Here is a 20,900-nt window from a genome sequence, read left to right on the forward strand (position 1 = left end):
AGTAATGGTGGCGGTCACTTCCAGCGTGGTGCCGGTGGCCGGTGGGTCAATGCTCAAATCAAGGCCGTTATCCAGCATGGCCTGGGTCACAGGGCCTTCAAACAGGGTGTTGCCATCCTGGTCGGTGACCACAATGGTGTCGCCCACCGCGGTACCAGCGCCCAGGGTGATGGTGATGTCCACCTGACCGTCCAGCTCGCCATCGTTGATGTAACCATCATCGTTGGCATCTTCGGTAATCTCGACCGTCGGCGCCGCCGGGGCGCCGGTGCCGGTGCCGTAATCCAGGGTGGCCGCATCACTGCCGTTGGCGGTGTTGCCCGCCGGGTCGGTCACGGTGGCCGTCACGGTCAGGGTGGTGCCGGTCGCCGGTGGGGTGACCGTCAGGCCCAGGCCGTTATCCAGCATGCTTTGAGTCACGGTGCCGTTAAACAGCTCATTGCCATCCTGGTCGGTGACAATCAGGGTATCACCGACAGCGGTGCCGGCGCCCAGGGTGACGGTGATGTTGATGTCACCATCCAGCTCAGTGTCGTTGATGTAGCCGTCGTTGTTGGCATCTTCGCTAATCACCACGGTCGGGGCGGCCGGTGCGCCGGTGCCTGTGCCGTAATCCAGGGTGGCCGAGTCAGAGCCTTCAGCGGTGTTACCCGCAGGGTCGGTAATGGTGGCGGTAATTTCCAGGGTGGTGCCGGTCGCCGGGGCGGCCACAGACAGGTCAAGGCCATTGTCCAGCATGTCCTGGGTCACAGGGCCGTCATACAGGGTGTTGCCCGCGTTATCGGTGACCACGATAGTGTCACCCACGGCGGTGCCAGCGCCCAGCGTGACGGTGATATCCACCTCGCCGCTGAGCTCGCCATCGTTGATGTAACCATCATTGTTGGCATCTTCGGTAATCTCGACCGTCGGTGCAGCCGGTGCGCCGGTGCCTGTGCCGTAATCCAGGGTAGCGGAGTCACTGCCGGTCGCAGTGTTGCCACTGGTGTCGGTCACGGTGGCCGTCAGGGTCAGGCCGGTACCGGTCGCTGGCGGCGTCAGCGTCAGCGACAGGCCATTGTCCAGCATGTCCTGGGTCACGGTGCCGTTAAACACCTCGTTACCCGCCTGGTCAGTGATGACCAGGGAGTCACCCACCTCTGTGCCGGCGCCCAGCGTCACGCTGTAGTTGATGTCGCCATCCAGCTCGTCGTCATTGATGTAGCCGTCGTTGTTGGCATCTTCATCAATGGTCAGGGTCGGTGCCCCCAGATTTGGGTTGCCGCCACTGGTATCCAGTATCGCACTGTCACTGCCACTCGCGGTGTTGCCCGCCGCATCGGTGACAGTAGCGGTGACCACCAGGTTGGTGCCACTGGCCGGTGCATCAATCGCCAAATCAAGGCCATTGTCCAGCATGTCCTGGGTCACCGGACCGGAGAAGATGACGGTGCCATCCTGGTCGGTCACCACAAGCGTGTCACCCACCGCCGTGCCGCCGGTCAGGGCCACGGTGATGTTCACCTGGCCCACCAGCTCAGCATCATTGATGGTGCCGTCGTTGTTGGCATCTTCGGTAATGGTCACGGTTGGCGTACCCGGGGCGGTGCTGCCGTAATCCAGTATCGCGCTGTCTGAGCCATTGGCGGTGTTGCCCGCCGGGTCGGTCACGTTAGCATTCACCGTGAGGGTCGTGCCCGCTGCCGGTGCATCCAGCGTCAGGCTCAGGCCATTGTCCAGCATGTCCTGAGTCACCGGACCGGAGAACAGCACAGTGCCATCCTGGTCGGTGACCACAAGGGTATCGCCCACGGCGGTCCCCGCGCCCAGGGTGACGCTAATGTCTATCTGGCCATTGAGCTCGCCATCATTGATGTAGCCATCGTTATTGGCATCTTCGGTAATCTCCACGGTGGGCGAGGCCGGTGCGCCCGTGCCCACGCCGTAATCCATGACCGCCTGGTCGCTGCCTTCGGCGCTGTTGCCGGCAGGGTCGGTCACGGTGGCCGTAATCGCCAGTGTCTCGCCGGTCGCCGGCGCATCCACGGCCAACTGCAGGCCGTTATCCAGCATGTCCTGGGTCACGGTGCCGGAGAAGATGACGTTGCCATCCTGGTCGGTCACTTCAATGGTGTCGCCCACGGCAGTGCCTGCCCCCAGGGTCACGGTGATGTCCACCTGACCACTGAGCTCGGCATCATTGATGTAGCCGTCGTTGTCGGTATCTTCGGTAATGGTCACGGTCGGGGAGGCCGGTGCCGTGCTGCCGTAATCCAGTACTGCGCTGTCGCTGCCCTGGGCGCTGTTGCCCGCCGGATCAGTCACGGTGGCGGTAACCGCCAGCGTCTCGCCGGTCGCCGGCGCATCCACGGCCAGTGACAGGCCGTTATCCAGCATGGCCTGGGTGACCGGGCCGCTGAACAGGGTGTTGCCATCCTGGTCGGTCACCACAAGGGTGTCGCCCACGGCGGTACCCGCGCCCAGGGTGACGGTAATGTCTATCTGCCCATTGAGCTCGGCATCATTAATGTAGCCATCGTTGTTGGCATCTTCGGTAATCACCACTGTCGGCGCACTTGGTGCGCCGCTGCCTGAGCCGTAATCCAGCGTGGCATTGTCTGAGCCCTCGGCAGTGTTGCCCGATGGCGTGGTGACGGTGGCCGTGACCACCAGATTGGTGCCGGTGGCAGGCGGATCGATGCTCAGATCCAGACCATTATCCAGCATGGCCTGCGTCACGGTGCCGGAGAAGATGACGTTGCCATCCTGATCGGTCACTTCAAGGGTGTCGCCCACGTCGGTGCCGCTGCCCAGGGTCACGGTAATGTCGATTTGACCGGACAGCTCGCCATCATTGATGTAGCCATCATTGTTGGCATCTTCGGTGATCACCACGGTTGGCGCTGATGGCGACGGTGGGTTACCGCTGTAATCCAGCAGGGCCGAGTCGCTGCCCTGGGCACTGTTGCCGGCCGGGTCGGTGACGGTGGCCGTCACGTCCAGCGTGGTGCCGGACGCCGGCGCATCAATGGCCAGGTCCAGACCGTTATCCAGCATGTCCTGGGTGACCGGGCCGGAGAACAGGGGGTTGCCATCCTGGTCGGTGACCACAAGGGTGTCGCCCACAGCCGTACCTGCGCCCAGTGCCACCGTGATGTTCACCTGACCATTGAGCTCAGCATCATTGATGGTGCCGTCGTTATCGGTGTCTTCGGTGATGGTGACGGTCGGTGCCGCAGGGGCACCGGTGCCGACGCCGTAATCCAGTACGGCGCTGTCACTGCCATTGGCGCTGTTACCGGCCGGGTCAGTGACCGTGGCGGTGACGCTGATGGCGGTACCGGTGGCTGGCGCGGTCATGGTGACCGGCACGCCGTTATCCAGCATGGCCTGGGTCACGGTGCCGTTAAAGAGTTCATTGCCATCCTGGTCAGTGACAATCAGGGTATCGCCCACGGCGGTACCCGCACCCAGGGTGACGGTGATATTGATGTCGCCGCTGAGCTCAGTGTTGTTGATGTAGCCGTCGTTGTTGGCATCTTCATCAATCACCACAGTCGGCGCCGCCGGGGCGCCGGTGCCTGAGCCATAATCCAGGGTGGCGGAGTCAGTGCCTTCAGCGCTGTTGCCGGCGCTGTCGGTGACCGTGGCGGTGATGTCCAGCGCAGTGCCGGTGGCAGGCGGATCGATGCTCAGGTCAAGGCCGTTATCCAGCATGTCCTGGGTGACCGGGCCGGAGAACAGGGTGTTGCCCGCGTTATCGGTGACCACGATGGTGTCACCCACTTCCGTGCCGTTGCCCAGGGTCACGGTGATGTTCACCTGACCGTTGAGTTCGGCGTCATTGATGTAGCCATCGTTGTTGGCATCTTCGGTAATGGTGACCGTTGGCGCGGCTGGACCGCTATCGAGCACGGCACTGTCAGCGCCGCTGGCAGTGTTGCCCGCCGGATCGGTGACCGTGGCCGTCAGGGTGATGGCGGTGCCATCCGCCGGTGCCGGGATAGACAGGCTCAGCCCATTGTCCAGCATGTCCTGGGTGATGGTGGCGGTGTACACCTCATTGCCATCCTGGTCGGTGACCGTGAGGGTGTCACCCACCGCGGTGCCTGCGCCCAGGGCGATGGTGTAGTTGATGTCGCCATCGAGCTCATCATCATTGATGTAGCCGTCATTATCGGCATCCTCAATGATGGTCAGTACCGGCGCTTCAGGGGCGCCGATGCCCACCCCGTAATCCAGGGTAGCGGAGTCATTGCCATTGGCGCTGTTGCCCGCCGGGTCAGTCACCGTGGCGGTCACTGTGATAGTGGTGCCGGTGGCCGGGGCGGGCATAGAGACTGACAGGCCATTATCCAGCATGTCCTGCGTGACCGTGCCGGAGAAGATGACGTTACCGTCCTGGTCGGTCACTTCGATGGTGTCACCCACTTCGGTGCCGCTGCCCAGGGTGACGCTAATGTCTATATCGTTATTGAGCTCTGCTTCGTTGATGTAGCCGTCGTTGTCGGCATCTTCGGTAATGACCACGGTCGGTGCGGTAGGCGCACTGCTGCCATAATCCAGAGTGGCACTGTCACTGCTAGTGGCAGTGTTGCCCGCCGGGTCAGTCACGGTGGCGGTGACTGTGATGGTGGTGCCGGTGGCCGGGGCGGTCATGGTGACCGGCACGCCATTGTCCAGCATGGCCTGAGTCACGGTGCCGTTAAACAGCTCATTGCCATCCTGGTCGGTGACAATCAGGGTATCGCCGACAGCAGTCCCTGCGCCCAGCGTGACGGTGATGTTGATGTCGCCATCAAGCTCCGCATCATTAATCAGGCCATCATTGTTGGCATCTTCATCAATGACCACAGTCGGTGCACTCGGTGCGCCGCTGCCCACGCCGTAATCCAGGGTGGCGGAGTCGCTGCCTTGTGCGCTGTTGCCCGCCGGGTCGGTAATGGTGGCGGTCACTTCCAGCGTGGTGCCGGTGGCCGGTGGGTCAATGCTCAAATCAAGGCCGTTATCCAGCATGGCCTGGGTCACAGGGCCTTCAAACAGGGTGTTGCCATCCTGGTCGGTGACCACAATGGTGTCGCCCACCGCGGTACCAGCGCCCAGGGTGATGGTGATGTCCACCTGACCGTCCAGCTCGCCATCGTTGATGTAACCATCATCGTTGGCATCTTCGGTAATCTCGACCGTCGGCGCCGCCGGGGCGCCGGTGCCGGTGCCGTAATCCAGGGTGGCCGCATCACTGCCGTTGGCGGTGTTGCCCGCCGGGTCGGTCACGGTGGCCGTCACGGTCAGGGTGGTGCCGGTCGCCGGTGGGGTGACCGTCAGGCCCAGGCCGTTATCCAGCATGCTTTGAGTCACGGTGCCGTTAAACAGCTCATTGCCATCCTGGTCGGTGACAATCAGGGTATCACCGACAGCGGTGCCGGCGCCCAGGGTGACGGTGATGTTGATGTCACCATCCAGCTCAGTGTCGTTGATGTAGCCGTCGTTGTTGGCATCTTCGCTAATCACCACGGTCGGGGCGGCCGGTGCGCCGGTGCCTGTGCCGTAATCCAGGGTGGCCGAGTCAGAGCCTTCAGCGGTGTTACCCGCAGGGTCGGTAATGGTGGCGGTAATTTCCAGGGTGGTGCCGGTCGCCGGGGCGGCCACAGACAGGTCAAGGCCATTGTCCAGCATGTCCTGGGTCACAGGGCCGTCATACAGGGTGTTGCCCGCGTTATCGGTGACCACGATAGTGTCACCCACGGCGGTGCCAGCGCCCAGCGTGACGGTGATATTCACCTCGCCGCTGAGCTCGCCATCGTTGATGTAACCATCATTGTTGGCATCTTCGGTAATCTCGACCGTCGGTGCAGCCGGTGCGCCGGTGCCTGTGCCGTAATCCAGGGTAGCGGAGTCACTGCCGGTCGCAGTGTTGCCACTGGTGTCGGTCACGGTGGCCGTCAGGGTCAGGCCGGTGCCGGTGGCTGGCGGCGTCAGCGTCAGCGACAGGCCATTGTCCAGCATGTCCTGGGTCACGGTGCCGTTAAACACCTCGTTACCCGCCTGGTCAGTGATGACCAGGGAGTCACCCACCTCTGTGCCGGCGCCCAGCGTCACGCTGTAGTTGATGTCGCCATCCAGCTCATCATCATTGATGTAGCCGTCGTTGTTGGCATCTTCATCAATGGTCAGGGTCGGGGCACCCAGATTCGGGTTGCCACCACTGGTATCCAGTATCGCACTGTCACTGCCACTCGCGGTGTTGCCCGCCGCATCGGTGACGGTGGCGGTGACCACCAGATTGGTACCACTGGCCGGTGCATCAATCGCCAAATCAAGGCCATTGTCCAGCATGTCCTGGGTCACCGGACCGGAGAAGATGACCGTGCCATCCTGGTCGGTCACCACAAGCGTGTCACCCACCGCCGTGCCGCCGGTCAGGGCCACGGTGATGTTCACCTGGCCCACCAGCTCGGCATCATTGATGGTGCCGTCGTTGTTGGCATCTTCGGTAATGGTCACGGTTGGCGTGCCCGGGGCGGTGCTGCCGTAATCCAGTATCGCGCTGTCACTGCCATTGGCAGTGTTGCCCGCCGGGTCGGTCACGTTAGCGGTGACGGTCAGCGTCGTGCCCGCTGCCGGTGCATCCAGGGTCAGGCTCAGGCCATTGTCCAGCATGTCCTGAGTCACCGGACCGGAGAACAGCACAGTGCCATCCTGGTCGGTCACCGTGAGGGTATCGCCCACGGCGGTCCCTGCGCCCAGGGTGACGCTAATGTCTATCTGGCCATTGAGCTCGCCATCATTGATGTAGCCATCGTTATTGGCATCTTCGGTAATCTCCACGGTGGGCGAGGCCGGTGCGCCCGTGCCCACGCCGTAATCCATGACCGCCTGGTCGCTGCCTTCGGCGCTGTTGCCGGCAGGGTCGGTCACGGTGGCCGTAATCGCCAGTGTCTCGCCGGTCGCCGGCGCATCCACAGCCAACTGCAGGCCGTTATCCAGCATGTCCTGCGTCACGGTGCCGGAGAAGATGACGTTGCCATCCTGGTCGGTCACTTCAATGGTGTCGCCCACGGCGGTGCCGGCGCCCAGGGTCACGGTGATGTCCACCTGACCACTGAGCTCGGCATCATTGATGTAGCCGTCGTTGTTGGCATCTTCGGTAATGGTCACGGTCGGGGAGGCCGGTGCGCCGCTGCCCACGCCGTAATCCAGCGTGGCGTTGTCTGAGCCGGAAGCCGTGTTGCCTGCCGGGTCGGTGACGGTGGCGGTGACCACTAAATCAGTGCCGGTGGCCGGTGGGTCCATCGTCAGATCAAGTCCGTTATCCAGCATGTCCTGCGTGACCGGGCCGGAGAAGATGACGGTGCCATCCTGGTCGGTCACCACAAGCGTGTCGCCCACGGCGGTGCCCGCGCCCAGGGTCACGGTAATGTCTATCTGCCCATTGAGCTCAGCATCATTGATGTAGCCATCATTGTTGGCATCTTCGGTGATCACCACCGTCGGTGCCGCCGGGGCACCGCTGCCCACGCCGTAATCCAGCGTGGCATTGTCTGAGCCCTCGGCAGTGTTGCCCGATGGCGTGGTGACGGTGGCCGTGACCACCAGATTGGTGCCGGTGGCAGGCGGATCTATGCTCAGATCCAGACCATTATCCAGCATGGCCTGCGTCACGGTGCCGGAGAAGATGACGTTGCCATCCTGATCGGTCACTTCAAGGGTGTCACCCACGTCGGTGCCGCTGCCCAGGGTCACGGTAATGTCGATTTGACCGGACAGCTCGCCATCATTGATGTAGCCATCATTGTTGGCATCTTCGGTGATCACCACGGTTGGCGCTGATGGCGACGGTGGGTTACCGCTGTAATCCAGCAGGGCCGAGTCGCTGCCCTGGGCACTGTTGCCGGCAGGGTCGGTGACGGTGGCCGTCACGTTCAGCGTGGTGCCGGACGCCGGCGCATCAATGGCCAGATCCAGACCGTTATCCAGCATGTCCTGAGTAACCGGGCCGCTGAACAGGGTGTTGCCATCCTGATCGGTGACTACGATGGTGTCGCCCAGCGCGGTACCCGCGCCCAGCGCCACCGTGATGTTCACCTGACCGTCCAGCTCGGCATCATTGATGGTGCCGTCGTTATTGGTGTCTTCGGTGATGGTGACAGTCGGCGCTGCAGGCGCGCCGGTGCCGACGCCGTAATCCAGTACGGCGCTGTCACTGCCATTGGCGCTGTTACCCGCCGGGTCAGTGACCGTGGCGGTGACGCTGATGGCGGTACCGGTGGCTGGCGCGGTCATGGTGACCGGCACGCCGTTATCCAGCATGGCCTGGGTCACGGTGCCGTTAAACAGCTCATTGCCATCCTGGTCGGTGACAATCAGGGTATCGCCCACAGCGGTACCCGCGCCCAGGGTGACGGTGATATTGATGTCGCCGCTGAGCTCAGTGTTGTTGATGTAGCCGTCGTTGTCGGCATCTTCGGTGATCTCGACGGTCGGCGCCGCCGGGGCGCCGCTGCCCACCCCGTAATCCAGGGTAGCGGAGTCAGTGCCTTCGGCGGTGTTGCCCGCGGCGTCAGTCACGGTGGCGGTGATGTCCAGCGCAGTGCCGGTGGCAGGCGGATCGATGCTCAGGTCAAGGCCATTGTCCAGCATGTCCTGGGTGACCGGGCCGGAGAACAGGGTGTTGCCCGCGTTATCGGTGACCACGATGGTGTCACCCACTTCCGTGCCGTTGCCCAGGGTCACGGTGATGTTCACCTGGCCGTTGAGTTCGGCGTCATTGATGTAGCCATCGTCGTCGGCATCTTCGGTGATGTCCACCGTTGGCGCCGCCGGACCGCTATTGAGCAGTGCATTGTCACTGCCGCTGGCGGTGTTGCCTGCCGGATCGGTGACCGTGGCCGTCAGGGTGATGGCGGTGCCATCCGCCGGGGCCGGGATAGACAGGCTCAGCCCATTGTCCAGCATGTCCTGGGTGATGGTGGCGGTGTACACCTCATTGCCATCCTGGTCGGTGACCGTGAGGGTGTCACCCACCGCGGTGCCTGCGCCCAGGGCGATGGTGTAGTTGATGTCGCCATCGAGCTCATCATCATTGATGTAGCCGTCGTTATCGGCATCTTCAGTGATGGTCAGGACTGGGGCCGCAGGGGCGCCGCCGCCCACCCCGTAATCCAGGGTGGCGGAGTCATTGCCATTGGCGGTGTTGCCGGCCGGGTCGGTAACGGTGGCTGTGACAGTCACTGTCGTACCGGTGGCAGGGGCTGGCATAGAGACTGACAGACCATTATCCAGCATGTCCTGAGTGACCGTGCCGGAGAAGATGACGTTACCGTCCTGGTCGGTCACTTCGATGGTGTCACCCACTTCGGTGCCGCTGCCCAGGGTGACGCTAATATCTATCTGGCCATTAAGCTCGGCATCATTGATGTAGCCGTCATTGTTGGCATCTTCGGTAATCACCACAGTCGGCGCGGTTGGGGCGCTGTCGCCGTAATCCAGGGTCGCACTGTCACTGCCATTGGCGGTGTTGCCCGCCGGGTCGGTCACGGTGGCGGTCACTGTGATGGTGGTGCCGGTGGCCGGGGCGGTCATGGTGACCGGCACGCCATTGTCCAGCATGGCCTGAGTCACGGTGCCGTTAAACAGCTCATTGCCATCCTGGTCGGTGACAATCAGGGTATCGCCGACAGCGGTCCCTGCGCCCAGCGTGACGGTGATGTTGATGTCGCCATCAAGCTCCGCGTCATTAATCAGGCCATCATTGTTGGCATCTTCATCAATGACCACAGTCGGTGCACTCGGTGCGCCGCTGCCCACGCCGTAATCCAGGGTGGCGGAGTCGCTGCCTTGTGCGCTGTTGCCCGCCGGGTCAGTAATGGTGGCGGTCACTTCCAGCGTGGTGCCGGTGGCCGGTGGGTCAATGCTCAAATCAAGGCCGTTATCCAGCATGGCCTGGGTCACAGGGCCTTCAAACAGGGTGTTGCCATCCTGGTCGGTGACCACAATGGTGTCGCCCACCGCGGTACCAGCGCCCAGGGTGATGGTGATGTCCACCTGACCGTCCAGCTCGCCATCGTTGATGTAATCATCATCGTTGGCATCTTCGGTAATCTCGACCGTCGGCGCCGCCGGGGCGCCGGTGCCGGTGCCGTAATCCAGGGTGGCCGCATCACTGCCGTTGGCGGTGTTGCCCGCCGGGTCGGTCACGGTGGCCGTCACGGTCAGGGTGGTGCCGGTCGCCGGTGGGGTGACCGTCAGGCCCAGGCCGTTATCCAGCATGCTTTGAGTCACGGTGCCGTTAAACAGCTCATTGCCATCCTGGTCGGTGACAATCAGGGTATCACCGACAGCGGTGCCGGCGCCCAGGGTGACGGTGATGTTGATGTCACCATCCAGCTCAGTGTCGTTGATGTAGCCGTCGTTGTTGGCATCTTCGCTAATCACCACGGTCGGGGCGGCCGGTGCGCCGGTGCCTGTGCCGTAATCCAGGGTGGCCGAGTCAGAGCCTTCAGCGGTGTTACCCGCAGGGTCGGTAATGGTGGCGGTAATTTCCAGGGTGGTGCCGGTCGCCGGGGCGGCCACAGACAGGTCAAGGCCATTGTCCAGCATGTCCTGGGTCACAGGGCCGTCATACAGGGTGTTGCCCGCGTTATCGGTGACCACGATAGTGTCACCCACGGCGGTGCCAGCGCCCAGCGTGACGGTGATATCCACCTCGCCGCTGAGCTCGCCATCGTTGATGTAACCATCATTGTTGGCATCTTCGGTAATCTCGACCGTCGGTGCAGCCGGTGCGCCGGTGCCTGTGCCGTAATCCAGGGTAGCCGAGTCACTGCCGGTCGCAGTGTTGCCACTGGTGTCGGTCACGGTGGCCGTCAGGGTCAGGCCGGTACCGGTCGCTGGCGGCGTCAGCGTCAGCGACAGGCCATTGTCCAGCATGTCCTGGGTCACGGTGCCGTTAAACACCTCGTTACCCGCCTGGTCAGTGATGACCAGGGAGTCACCCACCTCTGTGCCGGCGCCCAGCGTCACGCTGTAGTTGATGTCGCCATCCAGCTCGTCGTCATTGATGTAGCCATCATTGTTGGCATCTTCATCAATGGTCAGGGTCGGTGCCCCCAGATTTGGGTTGCCGCCACTGGTATCCAGTATCGCACTGTCACTGCCACTCGCGGTGTTGCCCGCCGCATCGGTGACAGTAGCGGTGACCACCAGGTTGGTGCCACTGGCCGGTGCATCAATCGCCAAATCAAGGCCATTGTCCAGCATGTCCTGGGTCACCGGACCGGAGAAGATGACCGTGCCATCCTGGTCGGTCACCACAAGCGTGTCACCCACCGCCGTGCCGCCGGTCAGGGCCACGGTGATGTTCACCTGGCCCACCAGCTCGGCATCATTGATGGTGCCGTCGTTGTTGGCATCTTCGGTAATGGTCACGGTTGGCGTGCCCGGGGCGGTGCTGCCGTAATCCAGTATCGCGCTGTCACTGCCATTGGCAGTGTTGCCCGCCGGGTCGGTCACGTTAGCATTCACCGTGAGGGTCGTGCCCGCTGCCGGTGCATCCAGCGTCAGGCTCAGGCCATTGTCCAGCATGTCCTGTGTCACCGGACCGGAGAACAGCACAGTGCCATTCTGGTCGGTGACCACAAGGGTATCGCCCACGGCGGTCCCCGCGCCCAGCGTGACGCTAATGTCTATCTGGCCATTGAGCTCGCCATCATTGATGTAGCCATCGTTATTGGCATCTTCGGTAATCTCCACGGTGGGCGAGGCCGGTGCGCCCGTGCCCACGCCGTAATCCATGACCGCCTGGTCGCTGCCTTCGGCGCTGTTGCCGGCAGGGTCGGTCACGGTGGCCGTAATCGCCAGTGTCTCGCCGGTCGCCGGCGCATCCACAGCCAACTGCAGGCCGTTATCCAGCATGTCCTGGGTCACGGTGCCGGAGAAGATGACGTTGCCATCCTGGTCGGTCACTTCAATGGTGTCGCCCACGGCAGTGCCGGCCCCCAGGGTCACGGTGATGTCCACCTGACCACTGAGCTCGGCATCATTGATGTAGCCGTCGTTGTTGGCATCTTCGGTAATGGTGACCGTCGGGGAGGCCGGTGCGCCGCTGCCCACGCCGTAATCCAGCGTGGCGTTGTCTGAGCCGGAAGCCGTGTTGCCTGCCGGGTCGGTGACGGTGGCGGTGACCACTAAATCAGTGCCGGTGGCCGGTGGGTCCATCGTCAGGTCAAGACCATTGTCCAGCATGGCCTGGGTGACCGGGCCGCTGAACAGGGTGTTGCCATCCTGGTCGGTCACCACAAGCGTGTCGCCCACAGCGGTGCCCGCGCCCAGGGTCACGGTAATGTCTATCTGCCCATTGAGCTCGGCATCATTGATGTAGCCATCATTGTTGGCATCTTCGGTGATCACCACCGTCGGTGCCGCCGGGGCACCGCTGCCGACGCCGTAATCCAGCGTGGCATTGTCTGAGCCCTCGGCAGTGTTGCCCGATGGCGTGGTGACGGTGGCCGTGACCACCAGATTGGTGCCGGTGGCAGGCGGATCTATGCTGAGATCCAGGCCATTATCCAGCATGGCCTGCGTCACGGTGCCGGCGAAGATGACGTTGCCATCCTGGTCGGTCACTTCAAGGGTGTCACCCACGTCAGTGCCGCTGCCCAGAGTCACGGTAATGTCGATTTGACCGGACAGCTCGCCATCATTGATGTAGCCATCATTGTTGGCATCTTCGGTGATCACCACGGTTGGCGCCGATGGCGACGGTGGGTTACCGCTGTAATCCAGCAGGGCAGAGTCGCTGCCCTGGGCACTGTTGCCGGCCGGGTCGGTGACGGTGGCCGTCACGTTCAGTGTGGTGCCGGATGCCGGCGCATCAATGGCCAGATCCAGACCGTTATCCAGCATGTCCTGAGTAACCGGGCCGCTGAACAGGGTGTTGCCATCCTGATCGGTGACTACGATGGTGTCGCCCAGCGCGGTACCCGCGCCCAGCGCCACCGTGATGTTCACCTGACCGTCCAGCTCGGCATCATTGATGGTGCCGTCGTTATTGGTGTCTTCGGTGATGGTGACAGTCGGCGCTGCAGGGGCGCCGGTGCCGACGCCGTAATCCAGTACGGCGCTGTCGGCGCCATTGGCGCTGTTGCCGGCCGGGTCAGTGACCGTGGCGGTGACGCTGATGGCGGTGCCGGTGGCCGGCGCGGTCATGGTGACCGGCACGCCGTTATCCAGCATGGCCTGGGTCACGGTGCCGTTAAACAGCTCATTGCCATCCTGGTCGGTGACAATCAGGATATCGCCGACAGCGGTACCCGCGCCCAGGGTGACGGTGATATTGATGTCGCCGCTGAGCTCAGTGTTGTTGATATAGCCGTCGTTGTTGGCATCTTCATCAATCACCACAGTCGGTGCCGCCGGGGCGCCGCTGCCCACCCCGTAATCCAGGGTGGCGGAGTCAGTGCCTTCGGCGCTGTTGCCGGCGCTGTCGGTGACCGTGGCGGTAATGTCCAGTGTGGTGCCGGTGGCAGGCGGATCGATGCTCAGGTCGAGGCCATTATCCAGCATGTCCTGAGTGACCGGGCCGGAGAAGATGACGTTGCCATCCTGGTCGGTCACTTCAATGGTGTCACCCACTTCCGTGCCGGTGGCCAGGGTGACGGTGATGTTCACCTGACCATTCAGCTCAGCGTCATTGATGTAGCCATCGTTGTTGGCATCTTCGGTAATGGTGACCGTTGGCGCGGCCGGGCCGCTGCTCAGTACCGCACTGTCTGTACCGCTGGCGGTGTTGCCTGCCGGATCGGTGACTGTGGCGGTCAGGGTGATGGCGGTGCCATCCGCCGGGGCCGGGATAGACAGGCTCAGCCCATTGTCCAGCATGTCCTGGGTGATGGTGGCGCTGTACACCTCATTGCCATCCTGATCGGTGACCGTGAGGGTGTCACCCACCGCGGTGCCGTCGCCCAGAGCGATGGTGTAGTTGATGTCGCCATCGAGCTCATCATCATTGATGTAGCCGTCGTTATCGGCATCTTCAGTGATGGTCAGGACTGGGGCCGCAGGGGCGCCGCCGCCCGCACCGTAATCCAGGGTGGCGGAGTCTGAGCCTTCGGCGCTGTTGCCAGCAGGGTCAGTAATGGTCGCCGTCACTTCCAGCGTGGTGCCCGTAGCCGGTGCATCCACGGCCAGCTGCAGACCATTATCCAGCATGTCCTGAGTGACCGTGCCGGAGAAGATGACGTTACCGTCCTGGTCGGTCACTTCGATGGTGTCACCCACTTCGGTGCCGCTGCCCAGGGTGACGCTAATGTCTATCTGGCCATTAAGCTCGGCATCATTGATGTAGCCGTCATTGTTGGCATCTTCGGTAATCACCACAGTCGGCGCGGTTGGGGCGCTGTCGCCGTAATCCAGGGTCGCACTGTCACTGCCATTGGCGGTGTTGCCCGCCGGGTCGGTCACGGTGGCGGTCACTGTGATGGTGGTGCCGGTGGCCGGGGCGGTCATGGTGACCGGCACGCCATTGTCCAGCATGGCCTGAGTCACGGTGCCGTTAAACAGCTCATTACCATCCTGGTCGGTGACAATCAGGGTATCGCCGACAGCGGTCCCTGCGCCCAGCGTGACGGTGATGTTGATGTCGCCATCAAGCTCCGCGTCATTAATCAGGCCATCATTGTTGGCATCTTCATCAATGACCACAGTCGGTGCACTCGGTGCGCCGCTGCCCACGCCGTAATCCAGGGTGGCGGAGTCGCTGCCTTGTGCGCTGTTGCCCGCCGGGTCAGTAATGGTGGCGGTCACTTCCAGCGTGGTGCCGGTGGCCGGTGGGTCAATGCTCAAATCAAGGCCGTTATCCAGCATGGCCTGGGTCACAGGGCCTTCAAACAGGGTGTTGCCATCCTGGTCGGTGACCACAATGGTGTCGCCCACCGCGGTACCAGCGCCCAGGGTGATGGTGATGTCCACCTGACCGTCCAGCTCGCCATCGTTGATGTAACCATCATCGTTGGCATCTTCGGTAATCTCGACCGTCGGCGCCGACGGGGCGCCGGTGCCGGTGCCGTAATCCAGGGTGGCCGCATCACTGCCGTTGGCGGTGTTGCCCGCCGGGTCGGTCACGGTGGCCGTCACGGTCAGGGTGGTGCCGGTCGCCGGTGGGGTGACCGTCAGGCCCAGGCCGTTATCCAGCATGCTTTGAGTCACGGTGCCGTTAAACAGCTCATTGCCATCCTGGTCGGTGACAATCAGGGTATCACCGACAGCGGTGCCGGCGCCCAGGGTGACGGTGATGTTGATGTCACCATCCAGCTCAGTGTCGTTGATGTAGCCGTCGTTGTTGGCATCTTCGCTAATCACCACGGTCGGGGCGGCCGGTGCGCCGGTGCCTGTGCCGTAATCCAGGGTGGCCGAGTCAGAGCCTTCAGCGGTGTTACCCGCAGGGTCGGTAATGGTGGCGGTAATTTCCAGGGTGGTGCCGGTCGCCGGGGCGGCCACAGACAGGTCAAGGCCATTGTCCAGCATGTCCTGGGTCACAGGGCCGTCATACAGGGTGTTGCCCGCGTTATCGGTGACCACGATAGTGTCACCCACGGCGGTGCCAGCGCCCAGCGTGACGGTGATATCCACCTCGCCGCTGAGCTCGCCATCGTTGATGTAACCATCATTGTTGGCATCTTCGGTAATCTCGACCGTCGGTGCAGCCGGTGCGCCGGTGCCTGTGCCGTAATCCAGGGTAGCGGAGTCACTGCCGGTCGCAGTGTTGCCACTGGTGTCGGTCACGGTGGCCGTCAGGGTCAGGCCGGTACCGGTCGCTGGCGGCGTCAGCGTCAGCGACAGGCCATTGTCCAGCATGTCCTGGGTCACGGTGCCGTTAAACACCTCGTTACCCGCCTGGTCAGTGATGACCAGGGAGTCACCCACCTCTGTGCCGGCGCCCAGCGTCACGCTGTAGTTGATGTCGCCATCCAGCTCGTCGTCATTGATGTAGCCATCATTGTTGGCATCTTCATCAATGGTCAGGGTCGGTGCCCCCAGATTTGGGTTGCCGCCACTGGTATCCAGTATCGCACTGTCACTGCCACTCGCGGTGTTGCCCGCCGCATCGGTGACAGTAGCGGTGACCACCAGGTTGGTGCCACTGGCCGGTGCATCAATCGCCAAATCAAGGCCATTGTCCAGCATGTCCTGGGTCACCGGACCGGAGAAGATGACGGTGCCATCCTGGTCGGTCACCACAAGCGTGTCACCCACCGCCGTGCCGCCGGTCAGGGCCACGGTGATGTTCACCTGGCCCACCAGCTCGGCATCATTGATGGTGCCGTCGTTGTTGGCATCTTCGGTAATGGTCACGGTTGGCGTACCCGGGGCGGTGCTGCCGTAATCCAGTATCGCGCTGTCTGAGCCATTGGCGGTGTTGCCCGCCGGGTCGGTCACGTTAGCATTCACCGTGAGGGTCGTGCCCGCTGCCGGTGCATCCAGCGTCAGGCTCAGGCCATTGTCCAGCATGTCCTGAGTCACCGGACCGGAGAACAGCACAGTGCCATCCTGGTCGGTGACCACAAGGGTATCGCCCACGGCGGTCCCCGCGCCCAGGGTGACGCTAATGTCTATCTGGCCATTGAGCTCGCCATCATTGATGTAGCCATCGTTATTGGCATCTTCGGTAATCTCCACGGTGGGCGAGGCCGGTGCGCCCGTGCCCACGCCGTAATCCATGACCGCCTGGTCGCTGCCTTCGGCGCTGTTGCCGGCAGGGTCGGTCACGGTGGCCGTAATCGCCAGTGTCTCGCCGGTCGCCGGCGCATCCACAGCCAACTGCAGGCCGTTATCCAGCATGTCCTGCGTCACGGTGCCGGAGAAGATGACGTTGCCATCCTGGTCGGTCACTTCAATGGTGTCGCCCACGGCGGTGCCGGCGCCCAGGGTCACGGTGATGTCCACCTGACCACTGAGCTCGGCATCATTGATGTAGCCGTCGTTGTTGGCATCTTCGGTAATGCTCACGGTCGGGGAGGCCGGTGCGCCGCTGCCCACGCCGTAATCCAGCGTGGCGTTGTCTGAGCCGGAAGCCGTGTTGCCTGCCGGGTCGGTGACGGTGGCGGTGACCACTAAATCAGTGCCGGTGGCCGGTGGGTCAATCGTCAGATCAAGTCCGTTATCCAGCATGTCCTGCGTGACCGGGCCGGAGAAGATGACGGTGCCATCCTGGTCGGTCACCACAAGCGTGTCGCCCACGGCGGTGCCCGCGCCCAGGGTCACGGTAATGTCTATCTGCCCATTGAGCTCAGCATCATTGATGTAGCCATCATTGTTGGCATCTTCGGTGATCACCACCGTCGGTGCCGCCGGGGCACCGCTGCCCACGCCGTAATCCAGCGTGGCATTGTCTGAGCCCTCGGCAGTGTTGCCCGATGGCGTGGTGACGGTGGCCGTGACCACCAGATTGGTGCCGGTGGCAGGCGGATCTATGCTCAGATCCAGACCATTATCCAGCATGGCCTGCGTCACGGTGCCGGCGAAGATGACGTTGCCATCCTGATCGGTCACTTCAAGGGTGTCACCCACGTCGGTGCCGCTGCCCAGGGTCACGGTAATGTCGATTTGACCGGACAGCTCGCCATCATTGATGTAGCCATCATTGTTGGCATCTTCGGTGATCACCACGGTTGGCGCTGATGGCGACGGTGGGTTACCGCTGTAATCCAGCAGGGCCGAGTCGCTGCCCTGGGCACTGTTGCCGGCAGGGTCGGTGACGGTGGCCGTCACGTTCAGCGTGGTGCCGGACGCCGGCGCATCAATGGCCAGATCCAGACCGTTATCCAGCATGTCCTGAGTAACCGGGCCGCTGAACAGGGTGTTGCCATCCTGATCGGTGACTACGATGGTGTCGCCCAGCGCGGTACCCGCGCCCAGCGCCACCGTGATGTTCACCTGACCGTCCAGCTCGGCATCATTGATGGTGCCGTCGTTATTGGTGTCTTCGGTGATGGTGACAGTCGGCGCTGCAGGCGCGCCGGTGCCGACGCCGTAATCCAGTACGGCGCTGTCACTGCCATTGGCGCTGTTACCCGCCGGGTCAGTGACCGTGGCGGTGACGCTGATGGCGGTACCGGTGGCTGGCGCGGTCATGGTGACCGGCACGCCGTTATCCAGCATGGCCTGGGTCACGGTGCCGTTAAACAGCTCATTGCCATCCTGGTCGGTGACAATCAGGGTATCGCCCACAGCGGTACCCGCGCCCAGGGTGACGGTGATATTGATGTCGCCGCTGAGCTCAGTGTTGTTGATGTAGCCGTCGTTGTCGGCATCTTCGGTGATCTCGACGGTCGGCGCCGCCGGGGCGCCGCTGCCCACCCCGTAATCCAGGGTAGCGGAGTCAGTGCCTTCCGCGGTGTTGCCCGCGGCGTCAGTCACGGTGGCGGTGATGTCCAGCGCAGTGCCGGTGGCAGGCGGATCGATGCTCAGGTCGAGGCCATTATCCAGCATGTCCTGGGTGACCGGGCCGGAGAACAGGGTGTTGCCCGCGTTATCGGTGACCACGATGGTGTCACCCACTTCCGTGCCGTTGCCCAGGGTCACGGTGATGTTCACCTGGCCGTTGAGTTCGGCGTCATTGATGTAGCCATCGTCGTCGGCATCTTCGGTGATGTCCACCGTTGGCGCCGCCGGACCGCTATTGAGCAGTGCATTGTCACTGCCGCTGGCGGTGTTGCCTGCCGGATCGGTGACCGTGGCCGTCAGGGTGATGGCGGTGCCATCCGCCGGGGCCGGGATAGACAGGCTCAGCCCATTGTCCAGCATGTCCTGGGTGATGGTGGCGGTGTACACCTCATTGCCATCCTGGTCGGTGACCGTGAGGGTGTCACCCACCGCGGTGCCTGCGCCCAGGGCGATGGTGTAGTTGATGTCGCCATCGAGCTCATCATCATTGATGTAGCCGTCGTTATCGGCATCTTCAGTGATGGTCAGGACTGGGGCCGCAGGGGCGCCGCCGCCCGCACCGTAATCCAGGGTGGCGGAGTCATTGCCATTGGCGGTGTTGCCGGCCGGGTCGGTAACGGTGGCTGTGACAGTCACTGTCGTACCGGTGGCAGGGGCTGGCATAGAGACTGACAGACCATTATCCAGCATGTCCTGAGTGACCGTGCCGGAGAAGATGACGTTACCGTCCTGGTCGGTCACTTCGATGGTGTCACCCACTTCGGTGCCGCTGCCCAGGGTGACGCTAATGTCTATCTGGCCATTAAGCTCGGCATCATTGATGTAGCCGTCATTGTTGGCATCTTCGGTAATCACCACAGTCGGCGCGGTTGGGGCGCTGTCGCCGTAATCCAGGGTCGCACTGTCACTGCCATTGGCGGTGTTGCCCGCCGGGTCGGTCACGGTGGCGGTCACTGTGATGGTGGTGCCGGTGGCCGGGGCGGTCATGGTGACCGGCACGCCATTGTCCAGCATGGCCTGAGTCACGGTGCCGTTAAACAGCTCATTGCCATCCTGGTCGGTGACAATCAGGGTATCGCCGACAGCAGTCCCTGCGCCCAGCGTGACGGTGATGTTGATGTCGCCATCAAGCTCCGCATCATTAATCAGGCCATCATTGTTGGCATCTTCATCAATGACCACAGTCGGTGCACTCGGTGCGCCGCTGCCCACGCCGTAATCCAGGGTGGCGGAGTCGCTGCCTTGTGCGCTGTTGCCCGCCGGGTCAGTAATGGTGGCGGTCACTTCCAGCGTGGTGCCGGTGGCCGGTGGGTCAATGCTCAAATCAAGGCCGTTATCCAGCATCTCCTGGGTCACAGGGCCTTCAAACAGGGTGTTGCCATCCTGGTCGGTGACCACAATGGTGTCGCCCACCGCGGTACCAGCGCCCAGGGTGATGGTGATGTCCACCTGACCGTCCAGCTCGCCATCGTTGATGTAACCATCATCGTTGGCATCTTCGGTAATCTCGACCGTCGGCGCCGCCGGGGCGCCGGTGCCGGTGCCGTAATCCAGGGTGGCCGCATCACTGCCGTTGGCGGTGTTGCCCGCCGGGTCGGTCACGGTGGCCGTCACGGTCAGGGTGGTGCCGGTCGCCGGTGGGGTGACCGTCAGGCCCAGGCCGTTATCCAGCATGCTTTGAGTCACGGTGCCGTTAAACAGCTCATTGCCATCCTGGTCGGTGACAATCAGGGTATCACCGACAGCGGTGCCGGCGCCCAGGGTGACGGTGATGTTGATGTCACCATCCAGCTCAGTGTCGTTGATGTAGCCGTCGTTGTTGGCATCTTCGCTAATCACCACGGTCGGGGCGGCCGGTGCGCCGGTGCCTGTGCCGTAATCCAGGGTGGCCGAGTCAGAGCCTTCAGCGGTGTTACCCGCCGGGTCGGTAATGGTGGCGGTAATTTCCAGGGTGGTGCCGGTCGCCGGGGCGGCCACAGACAGGTCAAGGCCATTGTCCAGCATGTCCTGGGTCACAGGGCCGTCATACAGGGTGTTGCCCGCGTTATCGGTGACCACGATAGTGTCACCCACGGCGGTGCCAGCGCCCAGCGTGACGGTGATATTCACCTCGCCGCTGAGCTCGCCATCGTTGATGTAACCATCATTGTTGGCATCTTCGGTAATCTCGACCGTCGGTGCAGCCGGTGCGCCGGTGCCTGTGCCGTAATCCAGGGTAGCGGAGTCACTGCCGGTCGCAGTGTTGCCACTGGTGTCGGTCACGGTGGCCGTCAGGGTCAGGCCGGTGCCGGTGGCTGGCGGCGTCAGCGTCAGCGACAGGCCATTGTCCAGCATGTCCTGGGTCACGGTGCCGTTAAACACCTCGTTACCCGCCTGGTCAGTGATGACCAGGGAGTCACCCACCTCTGTGCCGGCGCCCAGCGTCACGCTGTAGTTGATGTCGCCATCCAGCTCATCATCATTGATGTAGCCGTCGTTGT

General features: G+C 62.8%; 1 protein-coding gene (running past both ends of the window). It reads right to left on the bottom strand.

The whole window is internal to a hypothetical protein gene (locus VP504_RS17515; protein WP_325892292.1) on the bottom strand: the coding sequence, 50,718 nt in all, runs 15,852 nt past the left edge and 13,966 nt past the right edge, and what appears here is coding positions 13,967–34,866 — codons 4,656 (partial) to 11,622 (complete); the first complete codon in reading order (the gene reads right to left) occupies positions 20,896–20,898. Both the start codon and the stop codon lie outside the window.

It is taken from the genome of Grimontia sp. NTOU-MAR1, from assembly GCF_035758505.1.
Lineage (GTDB): Bacteria > Pseudomonadota > Gammaproteobacteria > Enterobacterales > Vibrionaceae > Enterovibrio > Enterovibrio marinus.